This window comes from Pseudoalteromonas sp. MB47, from assembly GCF_011319765.1.
Lineage (GTDB): Bacteria > Pseudomonadota > Gammaproteobacteria > Enterobacterales > Alteromonadaceae > Pseudoalteromonas > Pseudoalteromonas simplex.
The window spans coordinates 320,662-345,731 of the sequence record NZ_VFBD01000004.1; the positions used below are offsets into that span (position 1 = coordinate 320,662).

A 25,070-nucleotide genomic window follows, 5' to 3' on the forward strand; every position below is an offset into this window, starting at 1 on the left:
AATTTTTGTTAATTAAGGTCACTATTTACTAAATCGAGTAATTCAATTAGTTGCAGTGCTTGTTGTTCGTTAATGCTCGGGAAGCGACAACGAATTTGCGACGGTATCTCAGCGGCTTGATCTTGCATCGCCTTGCCTTTGGCTTCGAGCTGCACGAGTCGTTTGCGTTTATCATGGCTATCCTTAGTGATCGACAACAATGCTTTATCGCTCATTTTTTTCAAAATTTGCGTCATCGCACCGCCATCAATGGCGGTTTTTTCAAGTAATTCAGCAATACTGATCTGATCTTTTTCCCACAGCGCCATCATAACTACGTACTGCGGGTAGGTTAAATCTAATTGATTGAGAGAATCTCGATACGCACGGGCAATCCCATTCGATGCCATATACAAGCGGTGGCATAGCTGGTTATCTAATTTTAGTTGTGGGTATTTCATGCACGATCCTCAAAATTCAACACGAGTATTTTAATTTGCATGCAAAGTATTTGCAATCCCGAAAAAGCTGATCTAATATACTTTGCATACAAAATATATTTTCACTCAATTAGGAGAGTAATCATGAAAGAACTACAAAGCGTCGCATACACAGCAAACGCAACAGCAACAGGTGGCCGTGAAGGCACAGCAAAATCAGACGATGGTCGTTTAGATGTGGCACTATCAACTCCTAAAGGGTTAGGTGGTGATGATGGTCAAGGTACAAACCCTGAGCAGTTATTTGCAGCTGGTTACGCGGCTTGTTTTATCGGCGCATTAAAGTTAGTGGCAGGCCAAGCAAAAATTAAATTACCAGCAGATACCCACATTAATTCTGAAGTATCAATTGGTCCTATCGAAGGTGGTTTTGGTATTGCAGTTAAGCTTGCGGTATCGGTAGGTGATCTTGATAAAGACACCGCTCTTGCATTGGTTAATAAAGCGCACGAAGTATGCCCATACTCAAACGCAACACGCGGTAACATTGCTGTAGAGTTATCAGTGATCTAATCGCTATTTACCAAAATAGGCCGTGCTTTATGCACGGCTTTTTTGTTTTTCAGCAATCGACTTTGCTAAATCGCCTGAACCAGTAAGTGCTGATACTAGACCTTCGCGTGGTTCACTAAATTGTATTGGCTTTATCTTGCTTGCTCGGGCTGCATCGAATACCGGTATTTGGCTCATTGCGTATTCCGACAATGCGGTAATGGTTAATGATGGGTTTACCCCTAAATTTCCGGGTATGATTGAGCCGTCAATAACACGTAGGTTTTGATAGCCGAACACTTCACCTGAGCTATCAACAACGCCGTTAGAGGCATCAGTGCCCATGGCGACTCCACTCATTATATGCGCCGTCATTGGGGCACCAAAGAGCACTTCAGTTAAGGCTGAACCGGGCACGCCACCGAGTTTTTCGGCGTAGAGTTTGGTTGCTTCTTCTGCTTTTGGAAAACTAACGCTAAGCGGCGTGTCATTATCTTTTTGCACCGCAGTAATGCTGTTTTTAAATAACCGATACCACTTGCGTCGCCATTCAAGGTGAATAAACGCCTCGGATTTTTGCATCACCAAAAATACAATTGAGCTGCGGGCTTTGCCTTTTGGCCGCAATACTTTAGCTGTTTTTATTGGATGGCGCAGTGTATTCACTAAAAACTTAGCAATACGCTTGAAGCCTTTGCCTGTCACCATAGGAACGTAAGGTAAATATAGCCATGTGCCATCAGCGCCTTCTCTAAACCGGCAAATTTCAATGTTGGTGTCTTTGTCGACCGAAATAAATGAGCTGATCGCAACGCCATCATCAACTTTTTTAGTGGTATTGTTCGCGGTGGTGAGGGTTTCTGAGTTAGTGCGAATTTGCTGGCCTAGCCAAGCTGAAATATTGGGCAGTGTTTTGTCTTTATCGCGCATTTTTAAAAGCAAAGGCACGGTGCCCATGACCCCTGCGCTTAGCACGACGCCCCGTGTTGTCAGCGTATAAATATGGCTATTGCGATGGCTGGTATCTTTAATTTTAATTTTGTATCCGGCGCTGCCATCTGCATTAAGCGGGATGATTTTGATTACTTCAGAGCTAGGTCTTATCTCTACACCGTTGCGTTCTGCAAAGTACAGATAATTTTTCATTAAAGTATTTTTGGCATTATGGCGGCAACCAATCATGCAGCTACCACAGTAATGGCAGGTATTTCGCCTCGGACCATCGCCACTAAAGTATGGGTCGGGTAGCTCTTTTTTATAGGCTTCGCCGGGTTTTGCAAAAAGTACCCCGGTGTTCACGGTTTTGAATGAGTCGCCTTGCCCCATCTGATCAGCAATGTCTTTTAGTGTGTGATCGGCAACATTGGTATAGGTATTTTTGGCGCTACCTAACATGCGCTGTGCAAGGCCATAGTAGGGCATGAGGCTGTCTTTCCAGTCTGATTTTATCCGTGTCCAAGCAGGAGATTGAAAGACTTCATCATCAGGAATAAGGTGCACATTGGCATAAATTTGTGAGCCACCGCCAACACCAACGCCATGTAACACTGCGACTTTGCTGGTAAACGAAAATTGAATGCAGCCTTTAAGGCCAATTTCTGGCTGCCACATATAGTTTTTGATATCTAGGTTGGTCTTTGGAAACTCTTTATCTTCGCGGCGAAGACCTTTTTCAAGTACTAAAACCCGGTTACCTTTTTCGCTTAGGCGAAGCGCACTCACAGAGCCACCAAATCCCGAGCCTATAATAATTTGGTCAAAATCAAATGTGTGTTGCTGCATTGTTTTCGCCTATTGGTGTTTATTATTAATTTAGCTGATTATTAACTTACTTTTTAATTATTAGAAATCATACTTTTTTTATATTTATCCTAATGAAACCAGTCAAATGGTCTAAACTAAAGGTGATTTATAATAGTAGCAGGAAGAATCAATGCGGCAGTTAGCGTTAGCGAAAAAGTTGTTATGGCTTACAGTTGGAAGTATTTTCATAACCGTTTTTGTTTTATCAAGTGTTTTATGGTGGCAATTATCGAGCAGTAACCAAGATTTAGCTGCGCAATCAGAAAAGCTGATTGTCGCCGAAGTTGAAGAAAAGCTAGCCTCAAATGCCGTAGCGTATGGTGAACAAGTTGCAGGTTTCATAAACGAAGCCTATCGAGTACCTTACTCATTTGCAGCAATCTTAGGGGACCACGATGCAGCAGGCACCTTAACTCGAGATGCGGTGGTTGAGTTAAATCGCTCTTTGCTACAAAAAAATACTATTCTTTCATCTATTTATTCGCAATTTGAAGCAAATGCGTTTGATGGCCGAGATGCTAATTTTATTAGTGGATATGATCACTCAGTTGCTGGTGTAGGTACTTTAGAAATCTACTTTACTCGTAATAGAGATGGCAGCATAGAACAGCAGGCAGTTGACGATGCGGCTGAAAAATATGTGGATACGCTCAATGAATTTGGTCAGCGTGAAGCTGAGTGGTACTTGTGTGTAAAAGACACCAAAGTGCCATGTATTATGGAACCCTACTTATACGAAATCACCCCTGGTTATTCTGAAATGATGACCTCTTTAACTGTGCCCATTCTTCGTGATAACGAATTTATTGGTGTTGCCGGGGTTGATTTAACATTGCCTGTATTTCAAAGCATGACCGAGCAACTCTCAAAAGAATTGTATAACGGCAAAGCTCGCGTCACTTTATTAAGCTCACTCGATTTAGTGGTTGGTAGCAGCCATTACAAAGATAAGCTTGGCAGACCGTTAAAAGAGGCGGTGGCTAAAAGCACTTTAGACAATTACGTAAAAGCGAAAAAGCAAAGTGGTGTATTTAAAGTCGGTGATGAGTATTTAGTTAACTACCCAATTACCATAAAGCTTGCTAAAACACAGTGGAACTTACTGATTGAAGTACCCGCCGAGCTTGCCCTTGAAGGGCCTCAAGCGCTAGCAAATAGCATGAGTGAAAATGCCAACACACTAGGCGGTTTGATTTTGGTGACGGGTATTATTATTGCTGGTGCAGCCTTTGTGATCATGACCTTAGTGATCCGTACAATTGTGGCACCATTACAGCAGATTCAAAAGCGCGTTGATAACCTTGCTAGTGCTGAAGGTGACTTAACTCAGACCTTACATGTTGATACTCACGCTGAGCTAATCGCATTAGCAACTGGCTTTAACGCGTTTCTTGCTAAATTGCGCGATTTAATTGGTGAGCTTAAGAATGTATCAACGCAAACCAAAGAGCAGGCTCACCTAGCGACTAGTGTTGCTGTTGATACTAAGCACAACGTTCAAGCTCAATTCCAAGAAATTGAGAGCGTAGTGACCGCTATGAACGAAATGAGCGCAACAGCCCTTGAAGTTGCAAGAGCCTCAGAGCAGTCAGCGCAACAAGCCGATGAAATAAATGGTTTAGTTGTTAGCAGTGAATCGAGCTTGTCGTCTGCGGTTACCCAAGTTAAAACCATGTCGGACGAAATTAAAGAGGCTAATCAAGCGGTCGAAAAAGTTGCGGCACGTAGTAACGACATTACACAAATTTTAGACGTGATCCGAACGATTGCAGAGCAAACAAACTTACTTGCACTGAATGCGGCAATTGAAGCAGCAAGGGCTGGTGAACAAGGTCGTGGCTTTGCGGTGGTGGCTGATGAAGTAAGGGCCCTTGCTTCAAAAACGCGTTCATCAACCGATGACATCAGTGGTTTAATTGACAGCTTACAGCTAGAAGTAGGTAATGCGTCTAAGGTTATTGAACAAGGTGTTGTGCGTGCACAGACCGCGGTAGATGAAACCTCAGTTGCATTTGATGCATTACACGAAGTTGTAGTTAAAGTAGACGAAATCACGCAACAAATTACCCACATTGCAACGGCTGCAGAAGAGCAAAGCTCGGTCACAGAAGAAATAAACCGCAACCTGACGTTAATTTCAGATGCCGCATCACAACTCGCTGAGCTATCTACCCAAGCCGGTGATGGTAGCCAAACTCTTAATGCACTTGTTGCACAACAAGATGATGAGCTGAATAAGTTAAAAACGAAATAGAGAGGGAGCTATAAGTTCTAGTTGCGAGATAAGAGATGCGAGAAAAACGCGATGTGAAATCGCTGCTACAAGCTCGCATCTTGTATCTATTTATCGTAAGAATGACTTTAGTCATGAATGATTAATCACCACACAAAAGTAAACCTTGGCCGTAGGCGTGAAACGTGTTTCGTGCGCCAAGCAAGCGTGACGCCTACAGGTCGCAGCGGCTTTATGCCGCGACGAAGGGTAAAAATATCGTTATGCGATGAAGTAATCGAATCTGAAATCGATTAAGGGTGGTTATACATCGCTCGTAATTGTTAGATATTTATTTTTACCAAAAGTAACGTAATAAATGGGTAAAAATAGACCCGATAGTAAGTTACTGCTCATAGTGTTCGAAACAGTTACTTTATTTGATTGAATATCTTTGACAGAAAGTTTAGGGCTAGAGCACCAATCAATGGAGAACCAGATAAATCTAGCGTCGTCAGGTATTGTGTAGTTGGTTAAAGAGTTGGGTTTGATTTTTCCGATCTTTTTAGAATCGGCCCATAAAGTGTAATCTCTAATTTTATCATGATGTTGTTTTGGTCTGGTTACTTCAATTTCCATTTGAACCTCACTAGGATAGTAATTCCATTAAACTTAACGGGCTTATAGCTCGTTTTCTTCCATATTCAGTGTATTTTTATCAGAGCCGTTAATTAATTACTAGTCGTATAGTGCAAAGAAACTTAAGCTCATGCTCGCATCTCGCACCTCGCACCTCGCACCTCGCACCTCGTATCTTTACTCTCGTCATTAATAATTAACCACCACACAAAAGTTAGCTCCTTGGACGTAGGCGTGAAACTTGTTTCGCGCGCCAAGCAAGCGTGACGCCTCAGGTAGCAGCGGCTTTATACCGCGACATGGGTGAGGTAAGGGCATACGAGAATAAAACGCGATGTAAAATCGCTGCTACATGCTCGCCCCTCGCATCTCGTCCTCGCATCTCGTATCTTTACTCTCGTAACTCATTCTAACTACACTGCGCTTGATTACGGCCTTGGTTTTTGGCTTGATACAATGCTTTATCGGCGCGTTTTAACATCGATTCTATATGCTGATCACTTGCTTGTAAGGTGCTAACACCAATACTCACGGTGAATTTAACGTGTTTGTTGTCGGCGATGATGTCTTGCTGTTCGATATCGGCTCTGATCTTTTCTGCGATAGCAAAGGCTGTGTGGTTATTTGCCATAGGTAAAAATAAGACAAATTCTTCACCACCAATGCGTCCCGCAATATCTGATGCTCTGCTATGTTGGGTGAGTTTATGTGCTGTGGTTCGTATTACTTCATCGCCAGTTGCGTGGCCATATTTGTCGTTTATAGCTTTAAATTGGTCTAAGTCTAACAGTAACAGGGAGCAGGTACATTGCGCGTCATGATATTTTGCAAACTGCTGATTAACCTTTTCGAAAAAGCCACGGCGATTATAAAGTTGTGTTAAATGATCTGTCACTGATAAGGCTAATGCTTCATGCTTAGCACGTTCTAGCTCATAGGTTCTTTCTTCTACTTTTTGTTCGAGCATGGTGGTCAGCTTTTGTTGTTCTTTCTTGCGCTGAATAAACACAGCTTGAATAAGCAATACCGCTGAAAGAGTAAATAAAAAGAAAAACTGCATGGTCACTTCAGCTGTTTTAGGGTGATGATAATAAAAATACCCCCATCCTTGATTACTTCCTACCCAAGCTGCAAAAAATACCAACATATTCATGCAGCTGGTGGCGGTTGGTGATAACCGCGTGGCTGCATAAAGCAGCGGAAACAACAGTAATGCAGGTTGTAAAAATGGTAATGTCATGGCTGTGTATGCGGGGCCAAAAATAAAATAACACAACAAAACCACGGTCAAAGTAAGCAACAAAAGTTTAGAAAATTCACTATGGGTGACCGGGTGCGGCCAATTTCGCCATAAAAAGTAAAGGGCAGGGGTGAATACAATCGCCGCTAAGGCATTGCTAATACTCCAATTTAATATGCCTACATACAAGCCATTAAACCACTCGATACCAACTAGTGAGTATATGCCCACACCGAAAAGTGCAGAAATCACGCCAATCGCAATGCAAGCAACAATAAACACTCTGGCTAAACTGGTGACGCTTGTCAGCAGTGTGTGTTGTTTAAGTTTTCGGTTAATTAGCCAAAATGCTGTTAAAGCAGCGAGAGTATTACCTGTGGTTGTTGCGGCATTTATTGCTATGTGTTTAAACGTGAATGGATTTAAGTCGCTAAGATAAAAGTAACAAAGCACAACTAAACAGGTGCCTGATGCAACGCCCAACCAGGCTTTACGACCAAATAACATCAAGCCTGCTAATGCGACTCCTGCTGGTGGCCATACCGCCAGTGTTTTTAACACTTGCATAGTAAACAAGCCAAACAGCAGATAAACAGAGCAAACAATGATATTAAATTGCCAAGGCTTGAGCTGTGTGTTCATACATCCCTTTATGTGCTTATGTGAGAAAGCCACCGACTGGCGAGTTAGCATTAATCAAACTACTAATAAATTAGTATATTAGTAGTTAGGAATTAGGCAAATTCAGTTAATTTAAAAGTAGTTTTTATAACACTGTCTGCTATTCATACAATTTATTAGACTAATAGTTAATGTGCTTGAAAAAAAACCTTTAGCTTACTTTTTCAAAGCGTTTTTTATAAATAAAGCTATTTATATCAATGTATTAAATTAATTTTCGGATGCTCTCAGTTTATTAAAAACACCTATTTTATAAATTCATACCCTACCTTTTGCCTAATCGTGTTTTACGTCAGGCTGCTTTACCCTAACTGCATAATAAAAACTCACACAATTTTTCAAGATAGGTAGTAGGAGAACTTATGAATAAGAAGCAACAAAGCTATCAAGATCTTCATAAACCCAGCAGTGAATTTTCGAGTCGTGACGAATACCTTGAACACGAATTACAAATTATGCAGCCTAAGCGTTGGCGTCCAAATTTACCATTTCGTGACTATCGATTTGAATTAGAAGACTCTATCCCTGCCATGGCAGGGACCATAGGCAAGGTGGTCATGGTGGGTGCAATTGCTGCAACATTTGCAGCGCCACTGGGCTTAGGCGAAGGTTTTATTTTAGAAAACGTGCGTTATGAGCTGTTAATTGTATCGATCTTCATTTTATTATTTTCGGGCTTCTTTTTACCAACAGCAAACTTAGCGGGTACGCATGGGCCGCTTATTCCTTTGATCCCGATAGTGGTGGCAGCGGGTGGTCACCCAATGGCTTTTGGTTTGCTGATAGGGGCGTTTGGGCTATTACTGGCGCTTAGTAAAGGCGGGAGTTTACTGGCGGGGTTAACCAGCCGAGGCGTGTGTGGCGGTTTACTGCTTTACCTTGGCTTTATTGGTACGATTTCACAGGTTAAAAAGCTGTTTGCATGGGCTGAAGGCATTGATATGACCCATATCGCTTTCATTGTAATTTTATCGACTATCGTGTTGTATGCCTTACTTGAGCACTACAAAAAACGTTGGTTAGCCGTGCCATTAAGTTGCTTGCTTGGCGGTTTAATTGCATTTTTACTGGGGGCGCCGTTTGAGTTTAAAACAGCACCGGGTTTACCAAATATGAACCCAATGTATTGGTGGGGTGAAAATACCGGTTGGATGCTGGGATTACCAACCCTAGAGAGCTTTGTAGTGGTCTTGCCATTCGCGGTGCTTGCGGTTGCCATGTGGTCACCTGACTTTTTAGGACATCAAGTATTCCAAAAAATTAGTTACCCAGAACGCACTGAAAAAGTACAAATGAACATTGACGATACCATGTTTAGTGCTTCAATCCGCCAGACATTTGGTTCATTGTTAGGCGGCTCTAACTTTACCTCGTCATGGGGAACCTACATCGTGCCAGCAGCCATCGCTAAACGCCCAATTCCTGCGGGAGCGGTATTAACGGCATTATTTTGTATTATTGCCAGTATTTGGGGCTACCCAATGGATTTAGCTATTTGGCAACCTGTGTTATGCGTCGCGCTAATAGTTGGTGTGTTTATCCCACTTCTTGAAGCTGGCATGGAAATGACCCGTGAAGGTAAAACTACGCAATCAGCTGCTATTGTCGTGTTTTCCTCGACCTTAGTGAACCCTGCATTTGGTTGGTCATTAACTATGTTGCTCGACAATTTGGGCTTAATTGGTTGTAAAGAGCGAAGCTCTGAGCTGTCTCCAATGAGCCGCTGGATTATTCCATTAGTGATGTTTGTTATCTTAACAAGCGTGATGGCAATAGTGGGGATGCTGCCAGGTATTCCGGCTTTAATGGCTAACTTTAGACATTGATATGTGAGGGTAAGGTGATAAACGCCTTACCCTTTAATAACTTTTTATGAGTGTGAACATCATACCAATAAGCTGCTCAGTCATCGGTTTCGACATTGGCCTGTGTAAATAACTTCTTAAGCCAGTAAATTGTATCTGAAATAAACGAGCATATTCTAGCGGACTATGAGTGTTGGGTAGTTCACCACGCTGTTGTGCAATATCAAATAGAGTCGATAAGTCGTGTTCAAACTGCTGCAAAAGGTCATCGGTTAACGTTTTAAGTTTAGGCTGAGTGTGATCGAATTCTGTACTTGCTTTGATTAACATACATACTTCACATCCATCTTCAGCACTTTCAAGTACCGTAACAACAAATGCATGTAAGCCATCAAGCACTGTTTCGCTATTCTCAATATGGCTCGCTAGCAACAGCTTAAGTTGCGTAGCATAGACTTTTAAAGACTCTGAATATAAACCTTCTTTTGAACCAAACGCTGAATAAATACTGCCTGGGCGCATATCAACGACCGTTTGGAGATCACGGGTAGATGTCGTAGAAAAACCCTTTTTCCAAAATAGCATTTGTGCCTTCGTGATTACTTCATCGCGATTGAATTTAACTTTATTGACCATGACGAATACCAAAATTGAGCAGTTGTTCAATTTTAACTTGAACAACTGCTCAAAAACAACTAGGCTAATCATAAATCTTAGTCAGACACGATAGGAGATAACATGAAAAACTTTGAACTCTACACAAAAGAAACCGCACCTGAGGGCTCAAAAGCACTTATCGATAACTCAGTATCAGCCTTTGGTATGTTGCCAAATTTACATGCCGTGATGGCAGAGGCACCTACACTACTTGAAGGTTACCAAGTGCTTCATGAGTTATTTCAAAAAACATCGTTTAATGCTCAAGAGCTGACAGTTGTTTGGCAAACAATTAATGTTGAACATAATTGTCATTATTGTGTACCTGCACATAGTGCAATCGCTGCGAGTATGAAGGTTGATCAAGAGATTGTTGATGCGTTAGTTAATAAAACTCCACTTGCTGATCCCAAGTTAGAAACTTTAAGAAATACAACCTTAGCAATGACGCGAAACCGAGGTGTAATTGACGAAAGTGAGTTAGAAGAGTTTTACAGTGCGGGTTATGGAAATCAGCAATTATTAGAAATTGTTCTAGGTTTAGCACAAAAAGTGATGAGTAATTATACGAACCATTTAGCTGATACGCCTGTTGATCAGCCGTTTAAAAAATTTATTAAGTAATAAATAAAGCACGGCTATATACCCAAACCACCTCAAGGTGCGAGTTTCTGCATCTTGAGGAGGTTTGGGCATAGCTTACTTAAACTTAACCGTTTTTTCGCTGCGGGTGTAAGTTCGGGTATCGGGTTTTGTCCATTGACCTTTTTTAAGGTAAGAGGTCGACACTACAAAGCTGTTATCTTTAAACTCGCTTGTCGATTTGACTTTAGTGATCCCATCTTTATTACCCGTTACATTTTCATAAGCAACAAACTGAGTAGGGCTAAGTACATTCATAGTGCCTTGGGTGTAAAACCCAGCTGTAGTGAAGTAATAAAACACCAAAGACTGCTTTTTATTGTCCCAAAAAATCATCGACTCACCACCATATTCACCTTCATTGATAGAGTGAATGGTTTTAATAGCCGTGCCATTGAGCGCGCGTTGCCAGGTACTCACATCTTGCACCGCAGGTTTACCTGCTGCGACATTAAAGTCTGACTGCCACGTGCCTAAGTAAGGTTCAAACACTTTTAGCTTGTCATCAAGTTGTTGCTCTGCTGCCATAACAGAAAGCGAACACAGGCAGATTGATAGTAAAAGTGATTTTAGGTATGCCATAATAGCGCCCCGATAAAATTAATTTGTTTTGCACAGTATAGGTGATACTTCGTTGATTAAGAAAACATTAATTACATTTTCATTGTTGTTTTTAGCGCTGCTATGGCTGACATCATGGCAACTTAATATTACCTACTTTATTGCAGGCACTTACAGTGTAGCGAGCTTAGTAAGCTTTTTGGTGTATGGCTGGGATAAACGTTTAGCAATGCAACATGGCGAGCATGTGATAAGAGTACCTGAGCGTACACTGCATATTTTAGGGTTAATCGGCGGTTGGCCAGGTTCATTCATTGCACAGCAATGGTTAAGACACAAATCTAAAAAACGTAGTTTTATTGCCGTACTCTGGTTAACAGTTATTGTTAATTGCAGTGCGATATGGTCGCTATATTATTTTCAGTTAATTTAAAAGAAGCTCAAAAAAGGAAAGCAACAGCTTTCCTTTTTTGTTAAAACCTCTTATTGAGCAGCTTGAATTGATTCAATGCTATCAAGTTCAATTGTTAGAATTGTTTTCTTATCAACAACAACCCATTTGCGGTAAGTTAAGTAACCAGGCTTGGTTACTTCAATGTCGTACTTACCTTCATCAAGTTCAATACCATCTTCATAAACAGGTTTAATATTCATAATACGAACGCGCGCATCATCAGGTGTTGTGACTACCGTTAATGAAATTACAGGTACTTCTTCTACCACTTCAGCTACAGGCTCTACAATTGGCTCTGGCTCCGGTGAAACTTCTGTAGTTGATGAGCAGCCCGCTAGTATTACTAACGCACAAGCCAGACTTAATTTTTTCATAATTACTCCATTTAATTACACTATTTAGTAAACGTGAAAGAAGAAGAGTGGTGTTTTCAAAAGTAAAACTTTGCAAAATTGCTCTTCTCTGACGCTTGATTATTTAAGTTACTGAGTTAGAAGGTATTTTCTAGACTCTTCCGTATTTCTTCACTGCGTTCAACTAGCTTCTCTGCCGTTCGGTACATTTTTACTTTCATTAAGCTGCTTGCCATAGAAATATACGTTGTCGCTATCTGATCTTTGATCATTAAAATAGGCTCAAATGACTCAGGGAAAATTTCTGCTTCTTTGCTAAATGACTCATCAAATTCGATAAGCTGCTTATAGTCTGAAACATTAGCTAGTTGAGAGCTAAACTTTGCTAACTTTTCTTGATAAAAAATCTTTGCGTCATCGTCAGGGTAACTGACTGTGAGCCCCTCACTGATTTTTTTCTTATATTCAGCTAAAGCGATCATGGCTGACTCTTTTTTCCTCAACGCAGTAACGAGTGGCTCAAGTTCTGAAGTATTTGAAAAAACTAATTCACCTACATCAAGTAGCCTTTTCTGTGTAACGAAATCCTCGTTTTCAATCGAGCTTAAAACAGCTAGTTTGAAATTATCTATGTGTTCTTGGTTGGGCGTGTATACAAAACTAGAATCAATAATGTTTATTTGAGATACAAGGCTATCTATATTATTGTCACCGCTCTCGGTATACCTCGATTGCGATAAAAGTACATCCAGACGATAGCTAAGATCAGAAAGGATCGACTGCCTTTCAGTAAGTAAACTTTCGAGTTTATTACTTAGTGTTTCAGAATCAGGGTAGACCTTTTTCGCTTCGTCATAGATATGAATAGCTTCATCATACGCTCTTGTATTTATGGAAGTTCGTGGTAAATCTTCAACCTGCTGAGAAAATTTTTCTACGATTTTATTTTGATGGACAGCTAAAAGCCCTTCTTTTAAAACTTTATATTGTGGAGGTATTTCATTTAGGCGTTGTGGTAAGCCATCACTAGACCAACCCATCCATGTTTCAAGTTGTTCAACTTTTGCGAGTGAGTTCTGATAGTTTGCTTCAATCAATTGCTGTGTATCACTTTGAGAGAAGTAAAGGTAACCGGCACCGCCAAGAAGTAAAGCATAGCAAGCTGCATGGATAAATAGAGTGGTTCTATTATTGTTTAGTTCGGACCTAATTTCGGACAATGATTTAGGACGATTTGCAGCATCAAGTGAAATGCATTTTTTGAGTTTAAGCCAAACACTGATAGAGCAATTGCTTGGTTTCTTGACACTTGTATCTTTTGCTACTTGATTTGCAGCGACTCTATTGTACGGATGCTTGCTTGTTAATAACTCAAATACGAGACAGCCAAATGCAAATACATCGTCTTTGGCGGAAGGTTTGCCTCCATTTAATTGCTCAGGACTCGCATAAGTAGGAGTATATCCATTGCTATTAGGTTGTTCATCGTTAGCTGGAGCTGCATATTTATCTTCATGTAGGTTTGTCTTTGCAATTCCAAAATCCAAGATTTTTAAGTTTCCTTGTGAGTCAAGAATTATGTTTGAAGGCTTTAAATCACTATGAACTATTCCCTTAGAGTGGGCATAAGTAAGGGCATCGATTAGCTGATTTATGATAGGCTTAGCTCTTTTTTGAGATAAACCACTGGGTTTATTTCTTTTAATTAATTGCTCAAGAGTTTCACCTTCAATCCATTCCATTACTACAAAATGGTACATGTCACTTGATGCAGCAGAAAAAACTCTCACAATGTTAGGATGAGAGAGAGCGCGAGTTTTAATAGTCTCATCTTTCAACAACAATAACGCATCTTCAGAGTCAGCTAGCTCTGGATGTAATACTTTTATTGCTACAATATCATCTTGATTAGAATGAGTATTTAGATAGGTGTCTCGTGCTCGGTAAATATAACCCATCCCACCTTCGCCAATTAATTCTTCAATTAAATAGCGTTTTGCGAGTGTTTTACCAATTAGATGAAGCTTGCTTTCTTTTTGTATTGCATTTTTATTTTTTATTGAGGCAATACGTGTTTTATCGTTTTCAGAAGTCATTATAATTCCTTTTTATAAAATCAATCTCCTTTTGACTGGTGCATATTTTACAAAAAATACACCAATAAGCAATCATTCAGTTTATATTAATGAAATAGTACTTAAGGTTTGGTTTTTAAGTGGGTACTACTTTATGTTCTTTTATTTTGTTTTTTAAAATTATTTTAAATTTCAAATTTGGGTATTTTTGCGCGTTGACTTTATTCCGTGAAGTATTTTATCCTATTAGAATGTTTGTATTTATGGGACTAACAATCAAATGGAAGTGATTCTAAATGTTACCAGTTATCACAGGCTGTCTCCTGAGATAGATGCGAAAAAAGTAGTAAAAAATGAATTAACTTTTGGTCGTTCAGAACAGTGTGATTGGTATTTACCTGATCCTGAAAAAGTAATATCTGGCCGTCATGGCAAAATCGTAAAAGAAACTGATGGCTTTTATGTATATGACTACTCAACCAATGGACTATTTGTAAACTTTTCTGTATCTCCTTTAGGTAAAGAAAATAAGCACCGCCTTAGTGATGGTGATGTTTTCACTATTGGTGACTATCAAATTGAATCTACAATCCAGCAAGCTAATCAACCACAAGGTTTTGAGCCGCAAATCAACTCATTTAACCAATTACAGCCTGAATTAAAGAGCTCAACTGAAGATTTTAGTGGCTCTGCTGAGCGACAAGTAGCTCATGACAGTTCAAATGTGCTGGAAGAGGCAATAGTAGCGCCTACTTTTACGGAAGCACCGAGTGATAATATCGACATATTTTCACAACAAAGCCTGAGTCAACCCATTCCAGAGGATTGGGATGAACTCGCACAACTTTCAGCTACGGCAGAAGAAAAAGAAAATAGCGTGCCTGTATTACCGGCAGAAGAGCCTGTAATTAGCACTCCAGCAGTTAACGATAGTAAGCCGTTTAATAATGGCAATAGTGCAATTGCTGCAAATAACGCCTCTGTTAGCGCACCTGTAAAAGATAATCAAATTCCTAACTCATCGAAGTTAATCTCTTCATTTTTAAATGGCTTAAGTGTCAATGAAAAGCTATCAGCGGAGCTGCAAAATGAAGACACATGGCAGCGTATGGGGGAGTGCTTTAAGCTTTTCCTTGAAGGCTCGATGGATTTGATTCGCCAGCGAACAAATATTAAGAATCAACTTAAATTGAATCACACAACGTTTAAAGTTGAACAGAATAATCCACTTAAGTTTTCAGCAACCATTGATGATGTAATGCAGAATCTTTTTGTTCGCAATAGTGCAAGTTTTTTGCCAGCAAATGAAGCAATTAAAGAAAGCTTTGTTGATACAAAACTTCACGAGCAAGGGTTATTAGCAGGTGCAACAGGGGCACTTAATGGTCTTTTAGAACAATTATCACCCGATGGCATAAAAGCACAAAGCAATAATGGTGGGTTGCTTAGTTCATTGCCTGCTTATAGTGGTGCTTCTAGCTGGCGTATATATAACGAATTGTATGCTGATATTACAGATGATGTTAAAGCTAAAGGCGTTTTAGCATTTTCTGATGATTTCCTGAAGGCGTACAATGGTGGAAATTAGCTGTATTACAATGAAGGAATAATGCAATGTTGAAGTTCAAGCTTACCTTTGTAGGTGCTTTATGGGTATTTTTAACAGCCTGTACAACAGTAAATAAGTTTGTGCCCCCATCTACTGATTTAAATATTTCAGTGGCCTCAGATGTGAATCCAGATATCTCTGATCGTCCTTCACCTGTTGTTTACAAAGTGTTTGAACTGAGCTCACGCACCATTTTCGATACGCAAGATTTTTTTAGTTTGTATGAAAATCCTGAAGCAGTACTTGGGCCTGATCTTCTAAAAAAAGATGAGCTAGAGCTACAGCCTGGTTCAACAATTGAATATAAAATGAATTTAAATAGAAACACTCGCTTTGTTGGTGTTGTAGTCGCTTATAGAGATATTGAAAAAGCCCGTTGGCGCGCGGTAATAGAGGTTGATCCAACAGGCTATGATGACATTGACGTAAATGTTGAGTCGTTAGCTGTATATATGAAAGATTAAAGGAATAAACATGAGTGATTACACGCGGGTCGCATGGACAGAAGGAATGTTCTTAAGACCTCAGCACTTTCAACAGGCAGATAAGCATGTTTCTAGTGTAATTAGAAGAGTTATAGAGGGCACTGTTCCTGATTCATGGGGAGTAATAGAGCTTGAGATTAATAGTGAGCTACTTGTAACAGGCCAATTTGCCATTGATAAGTTGTCTGCTATTGCAGCAGACTTATGCCCAATTCAGATGCCCGGCGATGAATACCTTCCTGAGCCTTTGATTGTAGCTAAAAGTGCCTATGATGAAATAGTATGCCTTGCAATACCGGCTCTGAAAGGAAGTGGCATTAATCTATCTTCTAAAGACGACGAATTGGTGACACGTTACCGAGTTGCAGATTTATCAGTAAGTGATGACAGTTTAGGCTCTCAAGCTCAAGAAATGATTCAAGTTGCTAAGCTTCATAGTAGACTGATGTTAATGTCTGATGATACATCAGGTTATGTCTTGCTGCCGCTTGCAAGAATTACAGAAGTGACTAGTGAAGGGGCAATTAAGCTTGACTCTAAGTATGTTCCGCCAAGCCTCTATGTTAGCAGTAATAAGCCTTTAACAGCGCTTGTTAGAGAAGTATCAGGCTTAATTAAGCAACGTGCTGAAAGTATTGCAGTGAGGCTGTGCCAAGGGTATGCAGGTAGTACATCAGTGGCCGATTTTCTGATGCTACAAACTCTTAATAAATATGATGCAGTTTTTCAAAGCTTATTAACGCATTCACGTGTTCATCCGCGAGAGCTTTACACGCGACTAATTGAGCTTGCAGGAGAACTTGCAACTTTTAGTGCTGTTAACAAGCGGGTACCGCAACTTCCTAAATATGACCATACAAATTTACAGTTTGTTTTTGCAGAAGTTGTGAACTTCCTCTATCAATCATTAAGTCAGGTGATTGAACAAACAGCCACTGAAGTTAAATTAGAACAAAGCAAATTTGGTATCTCATTTGGTGCATTAAGAGATAAGTCGATACTTGACTCTGCTCAATTTGTACTCGCAGTTAAAGCGAGTATTCCGCATGAAGAGTTAAGAAAGCTATTACCTTCGCAAATTAAGATTGGTAGCGTTGAGTCGATCCGAGATTTAGTAAATAACCAATTGCCAGGGATCTCAATTAATGGCTTACCTACGGCTCCACGTCAAGTGCCTTACCATGCTGGGTATCATTATTTTGAGCTCAATAAAAACAGTGAACATTGGAGCAAACTCAAATCAAGCGGTGGTATCGCTATTCATTTGTCGGGCAACTACCCTGATTTAAACTTAATTCTTTGGGCAATTAGAAGCTAAAAAGGAAGCGTTTCAATGGATGAAACAATAATCAAACCACGTCCCGGCCGTTTAAGCCGAGATAAATCAAATGCTGATGCAGCACAAGGTTCGAGTGACAAAACCGTTGTCTCTTTTAGTCACTCTTCACCTGAAAAGGCGAATGTTAGTTCTGTATCAATTTTTAAAAATGAATTACTCGATGCAGCTAATGACAGCTTTTCATTGATTATTTTTATTAATCAGTCATCACAAATTGACAGTCTAGCAGCTTTAAAGCATCGGGCTATTGAATCAATTAAGCGATTTGAAACCAATCTACGTGCAAAGTCTATTGAACTTACGGTCATTAATAATGCACGTTATTGCCTATGTGCTGTTATCGATGAAGCTGTATTAAATGCTAAATGGAGTTCGCTGGAATGGGCTGAAGAGAGCTTGCTATCTACTTTTCATAAAGAAACATTTGGTGGTGAGTACTTTTTTACTTTGCTTGATGATGCTTTAGTACACCCAGAAATGAACAGAAACTTCTTAGAGCTACAGTACCACTGCTTAAATTTAGGTTTTAAAGGTAAGTTTCGAGTTGAAGCCAGCGGGGAAAGTAAGCTAGAAGATTACCGTAATAGAATTTACCACATTCTTAATCAAATAGATGGACCACATAGCCAATTTTTAGCACCTAGCTGGAAAAGCCGTGTTGCAGCAGGTATGGAGCTAAGAAATCAAATTCCACTTTGGGTTGTAATTTCGGTGCTTGCTTTAATTGCGCTTGTGGTTTATTTGTTTTTCAACATGCGCCTTAATGAGCAAGTTGACGCAACAGCTGAAAATTTGAAGTTAGTTCATCCTTTGTCATCTTCACAAGTTGAAGGCAATAAAAGTAAGCAATTGGACTTGTTAACCCAGTTATTACACACTGAAATACAACGCGGTATAGTCAGTGTTGAGCAACAAACAGATAGAATTAGAATAACAATAAATAATGAGAGTTTGTTTAACTCAGGCGAAGCGATACTTTTGCCGTCTTTTCAACCAATTTTAGAGAAGTTAGCGCTAAGCCTTGAAGGAACAAAAGGCAAAATCTTAATCACAGGTCACACCGACGATAGCCCAATAAGTACCAGTCAGTATCCTTCGAATTGGCATTTATCATTAGCTAGGGCTACACAAGTAGCAAACTCAATGGCTAAGAATACAGGCTTAATGGGAAGGTTATGGCCAGAAGGAAAAGGTTCAGCAGAGCCTTTAGTGAGCAATACGAATTCAGATAAGGCATTAAACCGCCGAATTGAAATCGACTTACTTTTTTAATGGAGTTGTGATGAGTTTTATTCAAAAGTGCAAGCGCGCTATGTACGCTGCTACTTCTCGTAAGGTAATGATTGTTGTTGGCTTTTTAGCTCTCTTCCTACTTATTTGGTTTGGTGGCCCATTGATTGCGATCGCCGATTATAAACCGTTTGAAAGTATTGCAGCACGTGCTATCACAATTTTAGCAATTTTATTGGTATATACCGTTGTTAAATTGATTGAGTTCAGAAATCAAAGCAAACGAAATACCAGCATGACAGAAGAACTGATTGAGGTTGATGCTAATGCTGCAGATGAAGTCCAAGAAGAAATTAAAACCTTAAAAACTCGTATGGTTGAGGCGATCGAGTTATTGAAGGATGCTAAGCTTTTTAATGGTCGTAATATCTATCAGCTACCATGGTATATCATGATTGGCCCTCCTGGTTCAGGTAAAACAAACTTCATTAATAACTCAGGTCTTGATTTTCCTTTAAAGGAAAAGCTAGGCACAGACCTAATTCACGGTGTTGGTGGTACGCGTAATTGTGATTGGTGGTTTACTAATAAAGCAGTGATTATCGATACCGCAGGTCGTTACACAACACAAAATAGTCATGCTTTACATGACTCAAAGGCATGGCAAGGTTTTTTAGGTCTACTTAGAAAATACAGACCCAAGCGGCCTGTAAATGGTGTGATCATCAGTATGGGGATATCCGAACTGATGAATCAAACTAAAACTGAGCGTAACTTACATGCCCGTGCGATAAAGCAACGATTACAGGAGCTTCAAGGGCAGCTTGGCATGACCTTTCCTGTGTATGTTATTTTTTCAAAAGTCGACTTGGTTGAAGGCTTTAGAGAGTTTTTTAGTGAGCTCAGTGATGAAGAAACGGAGCAAGTTTGGGGGGTAACTTTTGAACTAGATACTGATTCTGACAATCAAATTGAAGTGTTTAACAAAGAATTTCATGGATTAATTTCAAACCTTACTTCGTTATTAAATCGACGTTTGATTAACGAGCATGATTTAGTGAACCGCTCTAAAGTGTTTGAATTTCCGAAGCAACTTCGTGCTCTTCAGAGTGTTGGTTACTCTTTTTTGAAAGAAATATTTACACCAAATGCGTATGAAAGCTTGCCAATATTTCGAGGTGTCTATCTTACGAGTGCAACGCAAGAGGGAACACCTTCTAATTTGTTGAGTGATCAAAGCTCAGCAAAAAAAGATTATATTAACCAAACTAGAAGCTTTTTTATCAAGCGTTTATTAGAAAGTGTTATTTTTCCTGAACAGAATCTAGCAAGTACTAACAAACATCATGAAAAGCAAAGTAAGTGGTTACGCGTTTCATGCCTAGCCGTAACATGTATAACACTGATTACATTAAGTGTTTCTTGGTTTATTAGCTTTTCATGGAATAGTGATCTAATAGATGAAACGAATCAAGCTTTAGCTGAATATCAAGTATTAGATCAAAATACGGTCGATAAAAGTAATCTAATTATTTTGAATCAGCGTTTTAATGCGCTAAAGAACTTCCCTGTTAATAAAATTAATGCAGAAGACTTTGAAGCGTATGGTTTTAGTAAAGTTGAAGAGCTAACAGAAGCTTCGAAAAGCGCCTACTTACGTTCTTTAAAAACATACTTAGAACCATTTCTACTCAATGCGCTAACATCTGAGATGGAACAACAAGCAGACTATTTGAGTTATTTATATGAGACTTTGCGTAGCTATCTGATGTTATTTGAACCTGAGCATTATAACCAAGATGATTTACTTGCATGGTTTAGCGCCTACTACGAAAGAGCTCTTCCGGGTGATGTTAACGTAACCAATCGTGCTGATTTAATGGCTCATACACGAGCACTCCTCGATTATGGTATTTCTGGGCAGGAAATTGATCATCAAGCTGTTCGCCTTGCTCGAGCTGAATTAACAAAATTGCCAATCGCAGAAAGAGCTTACCAAAGATTACAAGCTGATTTTATGGAAAGTAGCATTCCACCAATAAAACTAACGGACATTATAAGCTACGAAAGCGCGAGAGAATTTAGTTTTCAAAATCCTGAAGCTACGATGAAAAGTATTCCGGGCCTTTATACTTATAATGGTTACCATGGCATCTTCAATGTCGAGAAAAGCAAGATGCTGGGTAATCTGATGGCAAGTAGTTGGGTTTACGGTGAAGAAGCTGCAAACACATACGATATTTCTAAAGCGGAGATCGAAAAGAAATTAGAGCAAAAGTATTTTCAAGATTATATTTATTACTGGCGTTCGTTTGTCGATGAGCTGACTTTAAAAGAGTTCAATTCACCAACAGAAGGTGTTCGCGTTACTAATGTTTTAGCGGGACCTGAAGCGCCAATAAAAAATATTATTACAACGGTTCAAAAAAATGTTCAATTGACTAAGTTGCCTATTTCTGAAAATCAAAAGGCTGCCGGTAAAGTGGCTGCAAATGCAGCTGAAGTCGCTATGCATACTAAGGCTAATAGACTTAAGCGCTACTTACCAAATGAAACTCCAAAGTTTGAGGTCAAGCTTCCTGGTCATCAAGTAGAAGAAGCATTTAGTGATATTTTAGAAATCGAACCACAGCAACTTGAAACAATACAAGCAAGTTTAAGAGAGCTAAATATTTACTTAAATCAACTTGATCGTGGTGGCTTACTTAAGTCTTCTGTGAAGAACCAATTAAGTGGCAAAAATAAACCAGAGTTTCTAAGCCAGCTTGAGTTTCAAAGTAAAGGGCTACCTTATCCTGCCAGTCATTGGTTGTTGAACATAAGCCAAGATACGTCAAACATCACTAGAAAAAGTGCCAATCAACACCTTAACGAAATTTGGAGAAGTAGTGTTTTACGAGAGTACAACGCAGCAATTGTAGGGCGTTACCCACTAGTACCTCACTCGGATAAAGAAATTAATCTTAAAGATTTTTCGGATTTCTTTGGGCCTGAAGGCACTATTGATAACTTCTTTACGACCTATATTGCACCAAGTGTCGATACGAGTAAGAGCCCATGGCGTTTTGAAAAAAATATAGGAGTAAGCGAGTCTGCACTTAGAATGTTTGAGCAAGCGGCCAGAATTCGCGAAGTGTTCTTTGATGGGAATAGCAATACACCGCGAATAGAGTTTGGTTTAAAGCCAATTAAATTAGACCAAACGATTTCCAGTTTCATGATAGAAATAGATGGTCAGTCAATGATTTATAGGCATGGTCCGCCGAAAGTTAAGAGCATTGTTTGGCCAGGAGACGTTGCCCAAAGTAAAACCAGAATTGTGTTTACACCACCGTATGGGGGCAGAACAATCAATACTAGTTACAGTGGCGAATGGTCTTTTTATCGAATGTTAGATGATTTAAAGGCCCAGCGAGCCGAAACACAAAATGACTTAGAGCTACACTTTTCGCTGCAAGGTAATAATGCAATGGTTGAATTGTTGCCAAATTCAATTAGACATCCATTTTGGAACGCAAGTATAGAGAGTTTTTCATGTCCGACAAGGCTATAGGGATTGGCTATTTGGGCAAGGTTCCATTTTTGGGTGACTTTGTCCAAGAAGGAGTTTGTCAGCAGTTTTCAGAGCACTGGGAGCATTGGTTACAAGCTGCTATCGCAGTCAGCAAAGAGCAACTGGGTGCTCAATGGCAAGAGCGTTATTTAACAAGTCCAGTTTGGCATTTTGCATTGTCAGAAAATTTAATAACGAGTAGTGCTAAAAAAGGAACGCTTTTGCCAAGTGTTGATGCTGTAGGGCGCCATTATCCTTTTACGGTCCTCGTTGATAGCGATAGCACTCCCATTGCGACGTTAAATTCGAATCAACTGTCTCTTGATTATGAAGACGCTGTGTTATCTGTACTTGATGACAGTGTAGACTTAAGTTTATGGCAGAAGAAGGTGATGAGTACGCTTAAGGAGAGCCGTTCACCCGCTAAAATATTCAGTAAAAGCCTTTCTCCAGATGAAAATAAATCTGCTGTAGTTTTTGAGTTTCAAGGAGATGAGTTAGGTGGTGGAACTGTCGATGATGTATTGCATTCACTCTTACTCAATAAATATGGGGATTATAGTGTTTGGTGGACCCACGGTTCTATAGATATCAAGCCTGTTGTTTTTGTTACAGCAGGTTTACCACCAGTAAATCAAGTGGCTGCAATGCTAGATGGACGTTGGCAGCATTGGGAATGGAATTATACCCAGGTAAGTGAGTGTGAATAAAAATTTTATCAGTTATGCCGTGTCTCACCGTGGAGTTATTCGCGAGCTAAACGAAGATGCTTATGTTGAACTTAATAAATACAACCTTTGGATTGTAGCGGATGGCATGGGTGGGCATGAAGCCGGCGATTTTGCAAGTCAGCTAGTAGTTGATGTTATTAAGGCTGAAGTTGAAGAGTTACCTGTTTCATCAATTTCAACCGAGATGTTGATTAAAGCAATACAAAGTGCAAATACGAAACTGCTTGAATATAGCAGTGACTTTTTAAGTAATAAAACGGCCGGTACAACCGTTACTGTACTGTTTTTTAAAGACAATAAATATTCTGCTCTGTGGGTAGGTGATAGCAGAATATATAGATACAGGTCTAACTCTTTGTTGCAGTTATCACGGGACCATAGTCAGATTAATGATTTAATCGATGAAGGATTACTAACAGAGCAAGAGGCAATAAACCATCCTTTAGCTAACGTAATTACGCGTGCGGTGGGGGTGCAAAATGAGCTGTCTGTCGACTTTGTTGAAGGTGACTTATTAACTGATGATATTTTCTTACTTTGCTCGGATGGTTTAACAGGTGAGTTAAGTGATTCAGAAATTAGTATTGCTTTAGCGCCTAAAAATATCATTGATTCAGGAATGGCATTAATTCACTCCACTCTTGTGCGTGGTGCAAGAGATAATGTTACTTTTATTTTAGTGAAAAATGAAAAGCTGGATAATTCTAATGATAAAACATTGATTAATGATGACTTGACTGTGCCCTTATTATTAAATAGCTAATATATTATTTTAATAAGGTGGATAATTTTTGTTTAATTATTTTATTTTTTGTAATTTAATTTTAATTAATGCTTTTGTGGCTTGAAATTATAAATAAGAGATGTATTATTTTACGTCTCTATTTTGGGTGTAAAAGGAATTTTTAAGGCGATGGAATGTTTGTTTTTGATGAATATTTAGCTCCGATTAGTGAAGATGCATTCGCAGGCATTGAGCCTAGATCAGATGTATCTCCTACCTCAACGTACTATTCCTTAAAAGATATGCGCAATCAGCTACGTGCTGCTGAAAGACTTGCACTCGTCGATGACGAAGGCATCGCTTCTCTTGCGCGTGATTGGCAGCCACTGTTAGAACAATGCAGCGCAGCATTAAAATCAGAAAGTAAAGATATAGAGTATTTAGCTTGGTTTACTGAAGCATTGTGTCGTGTTCATGGTTTTAAAGGTTTGGCATTTGGCTTTCGCGTGGCACATGAACTAATAAGTCATCACTTTGAGGCGCTCTACCCAACACTTGATGAAGGTGATGAGGTATCTGATAAAGTCTCTGCCCTTGTTGGTTTAAATGGTGTTGCGGGGGATGGGGCATTGATCATCCCTATCAAAAGTATTGCATTAACCGATAGCCAAAACTACGAACCATTTACTTATTGGGAATATCAGCAAGCTTACGATATATCTCGACTCAATGAAGAGAAAAGAGAGAAAAAAATAGCGCAAGGGGCTATTGATTTTGAGTTGATAGAGAAAAGTGCCCAAGAAACGCCAGCAGAGTTTTTCCTCGATATAAAAAATGGCATTGAAGAGGCGCTTGCAGAATTTAGTGCTTTGAGTAGTGCACTTGATAATGCTACAGAACAATCGCAGCCTACATCAAATATCAAGCAAGCACTCGAGGAATGCTTAAATGCAGTTTTACATTTAGGTGAAGACAAACTTAAGTCCCTTGAAGCGAAGTCGATACAAGATCCGCAAGAAAATGAGCAGGTTGAAGGCGAAACATCTGTCGGTGAGAATCCCTCTCGAAATGATACCCAAATCAATAGCCGAGAAAGTGCGATAAACAAGTTGCAAGAAATTGCGCAGTTTTTTAGGAAGACAGAGCCACATTCACCTATGTCTTACACCATTGAGCAAGTTATTCGATGGAGCGAATTATCGCTACCAGAATTATTAAATGAATTAATAACCGATAGTGATGCTAGGACCGGATACTTTAAGCTGTCTGGCATCAAAGTTAGCGAAACAGAAACCGAGTAAAAGGA

At 39.6% G+C, this 25,070-nt stretch carries 20 protein-coding genes; 13 read left to right on the forward strand and 7 right to left on the reverse strand.

Translation table 11 applies throughout. The features are described 5' to 3' along the window. Window positions 1-8 precede the first annotated feature (8 nt). Window positions 9-440: a MarR family transcriptional regulator gene (locus IMPJCBKJ_RS02070; protein WP_054553603.1), complete on the reverse strand. Its 432-nt coding sequence runs from the start codon at window positions 438-440 to the stop codon at window positions 9-11. 123 nt (window positions 441-563) lie between these two features. Between IMPJCBKJ_RS02070 and IMPJCBKJ_RS02075 the strand changes: the two genes are divergently transcribed. Next, the gene (locus IMPJCBKJ_RS02075; protein WP_166338488.1) at window positions 564-992 is read left to right on the forward strand and encodes an organic hydroperoxide resistance protein; all 429 of its coding nucleotides are present in this window, start codon (window positions 564-566) and stop codon (window positions 990-992) included. Between the two features lie 27 nt (window positions 993-1,019). Here IMPJCBKJ_RS02075 and IMPJCBKJ_RS02080 read toward each other — a convergent pair whose 3' ends face one another. Continuing rightward, window positions 1,020-2,753, reverse strand: a complete 1,734-nt coding sequence (locus IMPJCBKJ_RS02080) for a GMC family oxidoreductase (protein WP_166338490.1) — start codon at window positions 2,751-2,753, stop codon at window positions 1,020-1,022. A 151-nt stretch (window positions 2,754-2,904) separates the two neighbouring features. Here IMPJCBKJ_RS02080 and IMPJCBKJ_RS02085 point away from each other — a divergent pair, with 151 nt between their 5' ends. Beyond that, window positions 2,905-5,028, forward strand: coding sequence for a methyl-accepting chemotaxis protein (locus IMPJCBKJ_RS02085; protein ID WP_054553606.1), 2,124 nt, complete (start codon window positions 2,905-2,907; stop codon window positions 5,026-5,028). Window positions 5,029-6,034: 1,006 nt separating this feature from the next. Here IMPJCBKJ_RS02085 and IMPJCBKJ_RS02090 read toward each other — a convergent pair. Next, window positions 6,035-7,507: a diguanylate cyclase gene (locus IMPJCBKJ_RS02090; RefSeq protein ID WP_166338492.1), complete on the reverse strand. Its 1,473-nt coding sequence runs from the start codon at window positions 7,505-7,507 to the stop codon at window positions 6,035-6,037. Window positions 7,508-7,908: 401 nt separating this feature from the next. On the opposite strand from IMPJCBKJ_RS02090, the gene IMPJCBKJ_RS02095 reads away from it, so the two are divergent. Further along, window positions 7,909-9,372, forward strand: a complete 1,464-nt coding sequence (locus tag IMPJCBKJ_RS02095; protein WP_166338494.1) for a DUF3360 family protein — start codon at window positions 7,909-7,911, stop codon at window positions 9,370-9,372. A 33-nt stretch (window positions 9,373-9,405) separates the two neighbouring features. On the opposite strand, the gene IMPJCBKJ_RS02100 is transcribed toward IMPJCBKJ_RS02095, so the two are convergent. Next, window positions 9,406-9,987: a TetR/AcrR family transcriptional regulator gene (locus tag IMPJCBKJ_RS02100; protein WP_166338496.1), complete on the reverse strand. Its 582-nt coding sequence runs from the start codon at window positions 9,985-9,987 to the stop codon at window positions 9,406-9,408. 102 nt (window positions 9,988-10,089) lie between these two features. Between IMPJCBKJ_RS02100 and IMPJCBKJ_RS02105 the strand changes: the two genes are divergently transcribed. Next, window positions 10,090-10,632 (forward strand): carboxymuconolactone decarboxylase family protein, encoded by a 543-nt coding sequence (locus IMPJCBKJ_RS02105; protein ID WP_054553610.1) that lies wholly within the window; start codon window positions 10,090-10,092, stop codon window positions 10,630-10,632. A 75-nt stretch (window positions 10,633-10,707) separates the two neighbouring features. Here the strand turns inward: IMPJCBKJ_RS02105 and IMPJCBKJ_RS02110 are convergent, their stop codons facing one another. Next, window positions 10,708-11,232: a hypothetical protein gene (locus IMPJCBKJ_RS02110; RefSeq protein ID WP_054553611.1), complete on the reverse strand. Its 525-nt coding sequence runs from the start codon at window positions 11,230-11,232 to the stop codon at window positions 10,708-10,710. 52 nt (window positions 11,233-11,284) lie between these two features. Between IMPJCBKJ_RS02110 and IMPJCBKJ_RS02115 the strand changes: the two genes are divergently transcribed. Further along, window positions 11,285-11,644, forward strand: a complete 360-nt coding sequence (locus IMPJCBKJ_RS02115) for a DUF1294 domain-containing protein (protein ID WP_166338498.1) — start codon at window positions 11,285-11,287, stop codon at window positions 11,642-11,644. A gap of 50 nt (window positions 11,645-11,694) precedes the next feature. Here IMPJCBKJ_RS02115 and IMPJCBKJ_RS02120 read toward each other — a convergent pair whose 3' ends face one another. Together IMPJCBKJ_RS02120 and IMPJCBKJ_RS02125 are read right to left on the reverse strand one after the other, a co-directional pair. Beyond that, entirely contained in the window at window positions 11,695-12,039 is a 345-nt protein-coding gene (locus IMPJCBKJ_RS02120; RefSeq protein ID WP_138618862.1) for a PEGA domain-containing protein, read from the reverse strand. A gap of 116 nt (window positions 12,040-12,155) precedes the next feature. Continuing rightward, window positions 12,156-14,114, reverse strand: a complete 1,959-nt coding sequence (locus tag IMPJCBKJ_RS02125; protein WP_166338500.1) for a serine/threonine-protein kinase — start codon at window positions 14,112-14,114, stop codon at window positions 12,156-12,158. 259 nt (window positions 14,115-14,373) lie between these two features. Here IMPJCBKJ_RS02125 and tagH point away from each other — a divergent pair, with 259 nt between their 5' ends. The 8 genes from tagH (at window position 14,374) to tssA (ending at window position 25,065) form a co-directional block, all read left to right on the forward strand. Further along, window positions 14,374-15,681, forward strand: coding sequence for a type VI secretion system-associated FHA domain protein TagH (gene tagH / locus IMPJCBKJ_RS02130; RefSeq protein WP_166338502.1), 1,308 nt, complete (start codon window positions 14,374-14,376; stop codon window positions 15,679-15,681). 26 nt (window positions 15,682-15,707) lie between these two features. Next, window positions 15,708-16,166, forward strand: coding sequence for a type VI secretion system lipoprotein TssJ (tssJ, locus tag IMPJCBKJ_RS02135; RefSeq protein WP_138618868.1), 459 nt, complete (start codon window positions 15,708-15,710; stop codon window positions 16,164-16,166). A 10-nt stretch (window positions 16,167-16,176) separates the two neighbouring features. Continuing rightward, entirely contained in the window at window positions 16,177-17,505 is a 1,329-nt protein-coding gene (tssK, locus tag IMPJCBKJ_RS02140) for a type VI secretion system baseplate subunit TssK (protein WP_166338504.1), read from the forward strand. A 15-nt stretch (window positions 17,506-17,520) separates the two neighbouring features. Beyond that, entirely contained in the window at window positions 17,521-18,798 is a 1,278-nt protein-coding gene (gene tssL / locus IMPJCBKJ_RS02145; RefSeq protein WP_166338506.1) for a type VI secretion system protein TssL, long form, read from the forward strand. Between the two features lie 10 nt (window positions 18,799-18,808). Continuing rightward, window positions 18,809-22,309, forward strand: coding sequence for a type VI secretion system membrane subunit TssM (tssM, locus tag IMPJCBKJ_RS02150; protein WP_166338508.1), 3,501 nt, complete (start codon window positions 18,809-18,811; stop codon window positions 22,307-22,309). Beyond that, the gene (gene tagF, locus IMPJCBKJ_RS02155) at window positions 22,291-23,019 is read left to right on the forward strand and encodes a type VI secretion system-associated protein TagF (protein WP_138618876.1); all 729 of its coding nucleotides are present in this window, start codon (window positions 22,291-22,293) and stop codon (window positions 23,017-23,019) included. The genes tssM and tagF overlap by 19 nt, the downstream gene beginning before the upstream one ends. After that, window positions 23,012-23,803 (forward strand): protein phosphatase 2C domain-containing protein, encoded by a 792-nt coding sequence (locus tag IMPJCBKJ_RS02160; protein WP_138618878.1) that lies wholly within the window; start codon window positions 23,012-23,014, stop codon window positions 23,801-23,803. Before tagF ends, IMPJCBKJ_RS02160 begins: the two co-directional genes overlap by 8 nt. Before the next feature lie 155 nt (window positions 23,804-23,958). Continuing rightward, entirely contained in the window at window positions 23,959-25,065 is a 1,107-nt protein-coding gene (tssA, locus tag IMPJCBKJ_RS02165; RefSeq protein ID WP_166338510.1) for a type VI secretion system protein TssA, read from the forward strand. Window positions 25,066-25,070: the final 5 nt, after the last annotated feature.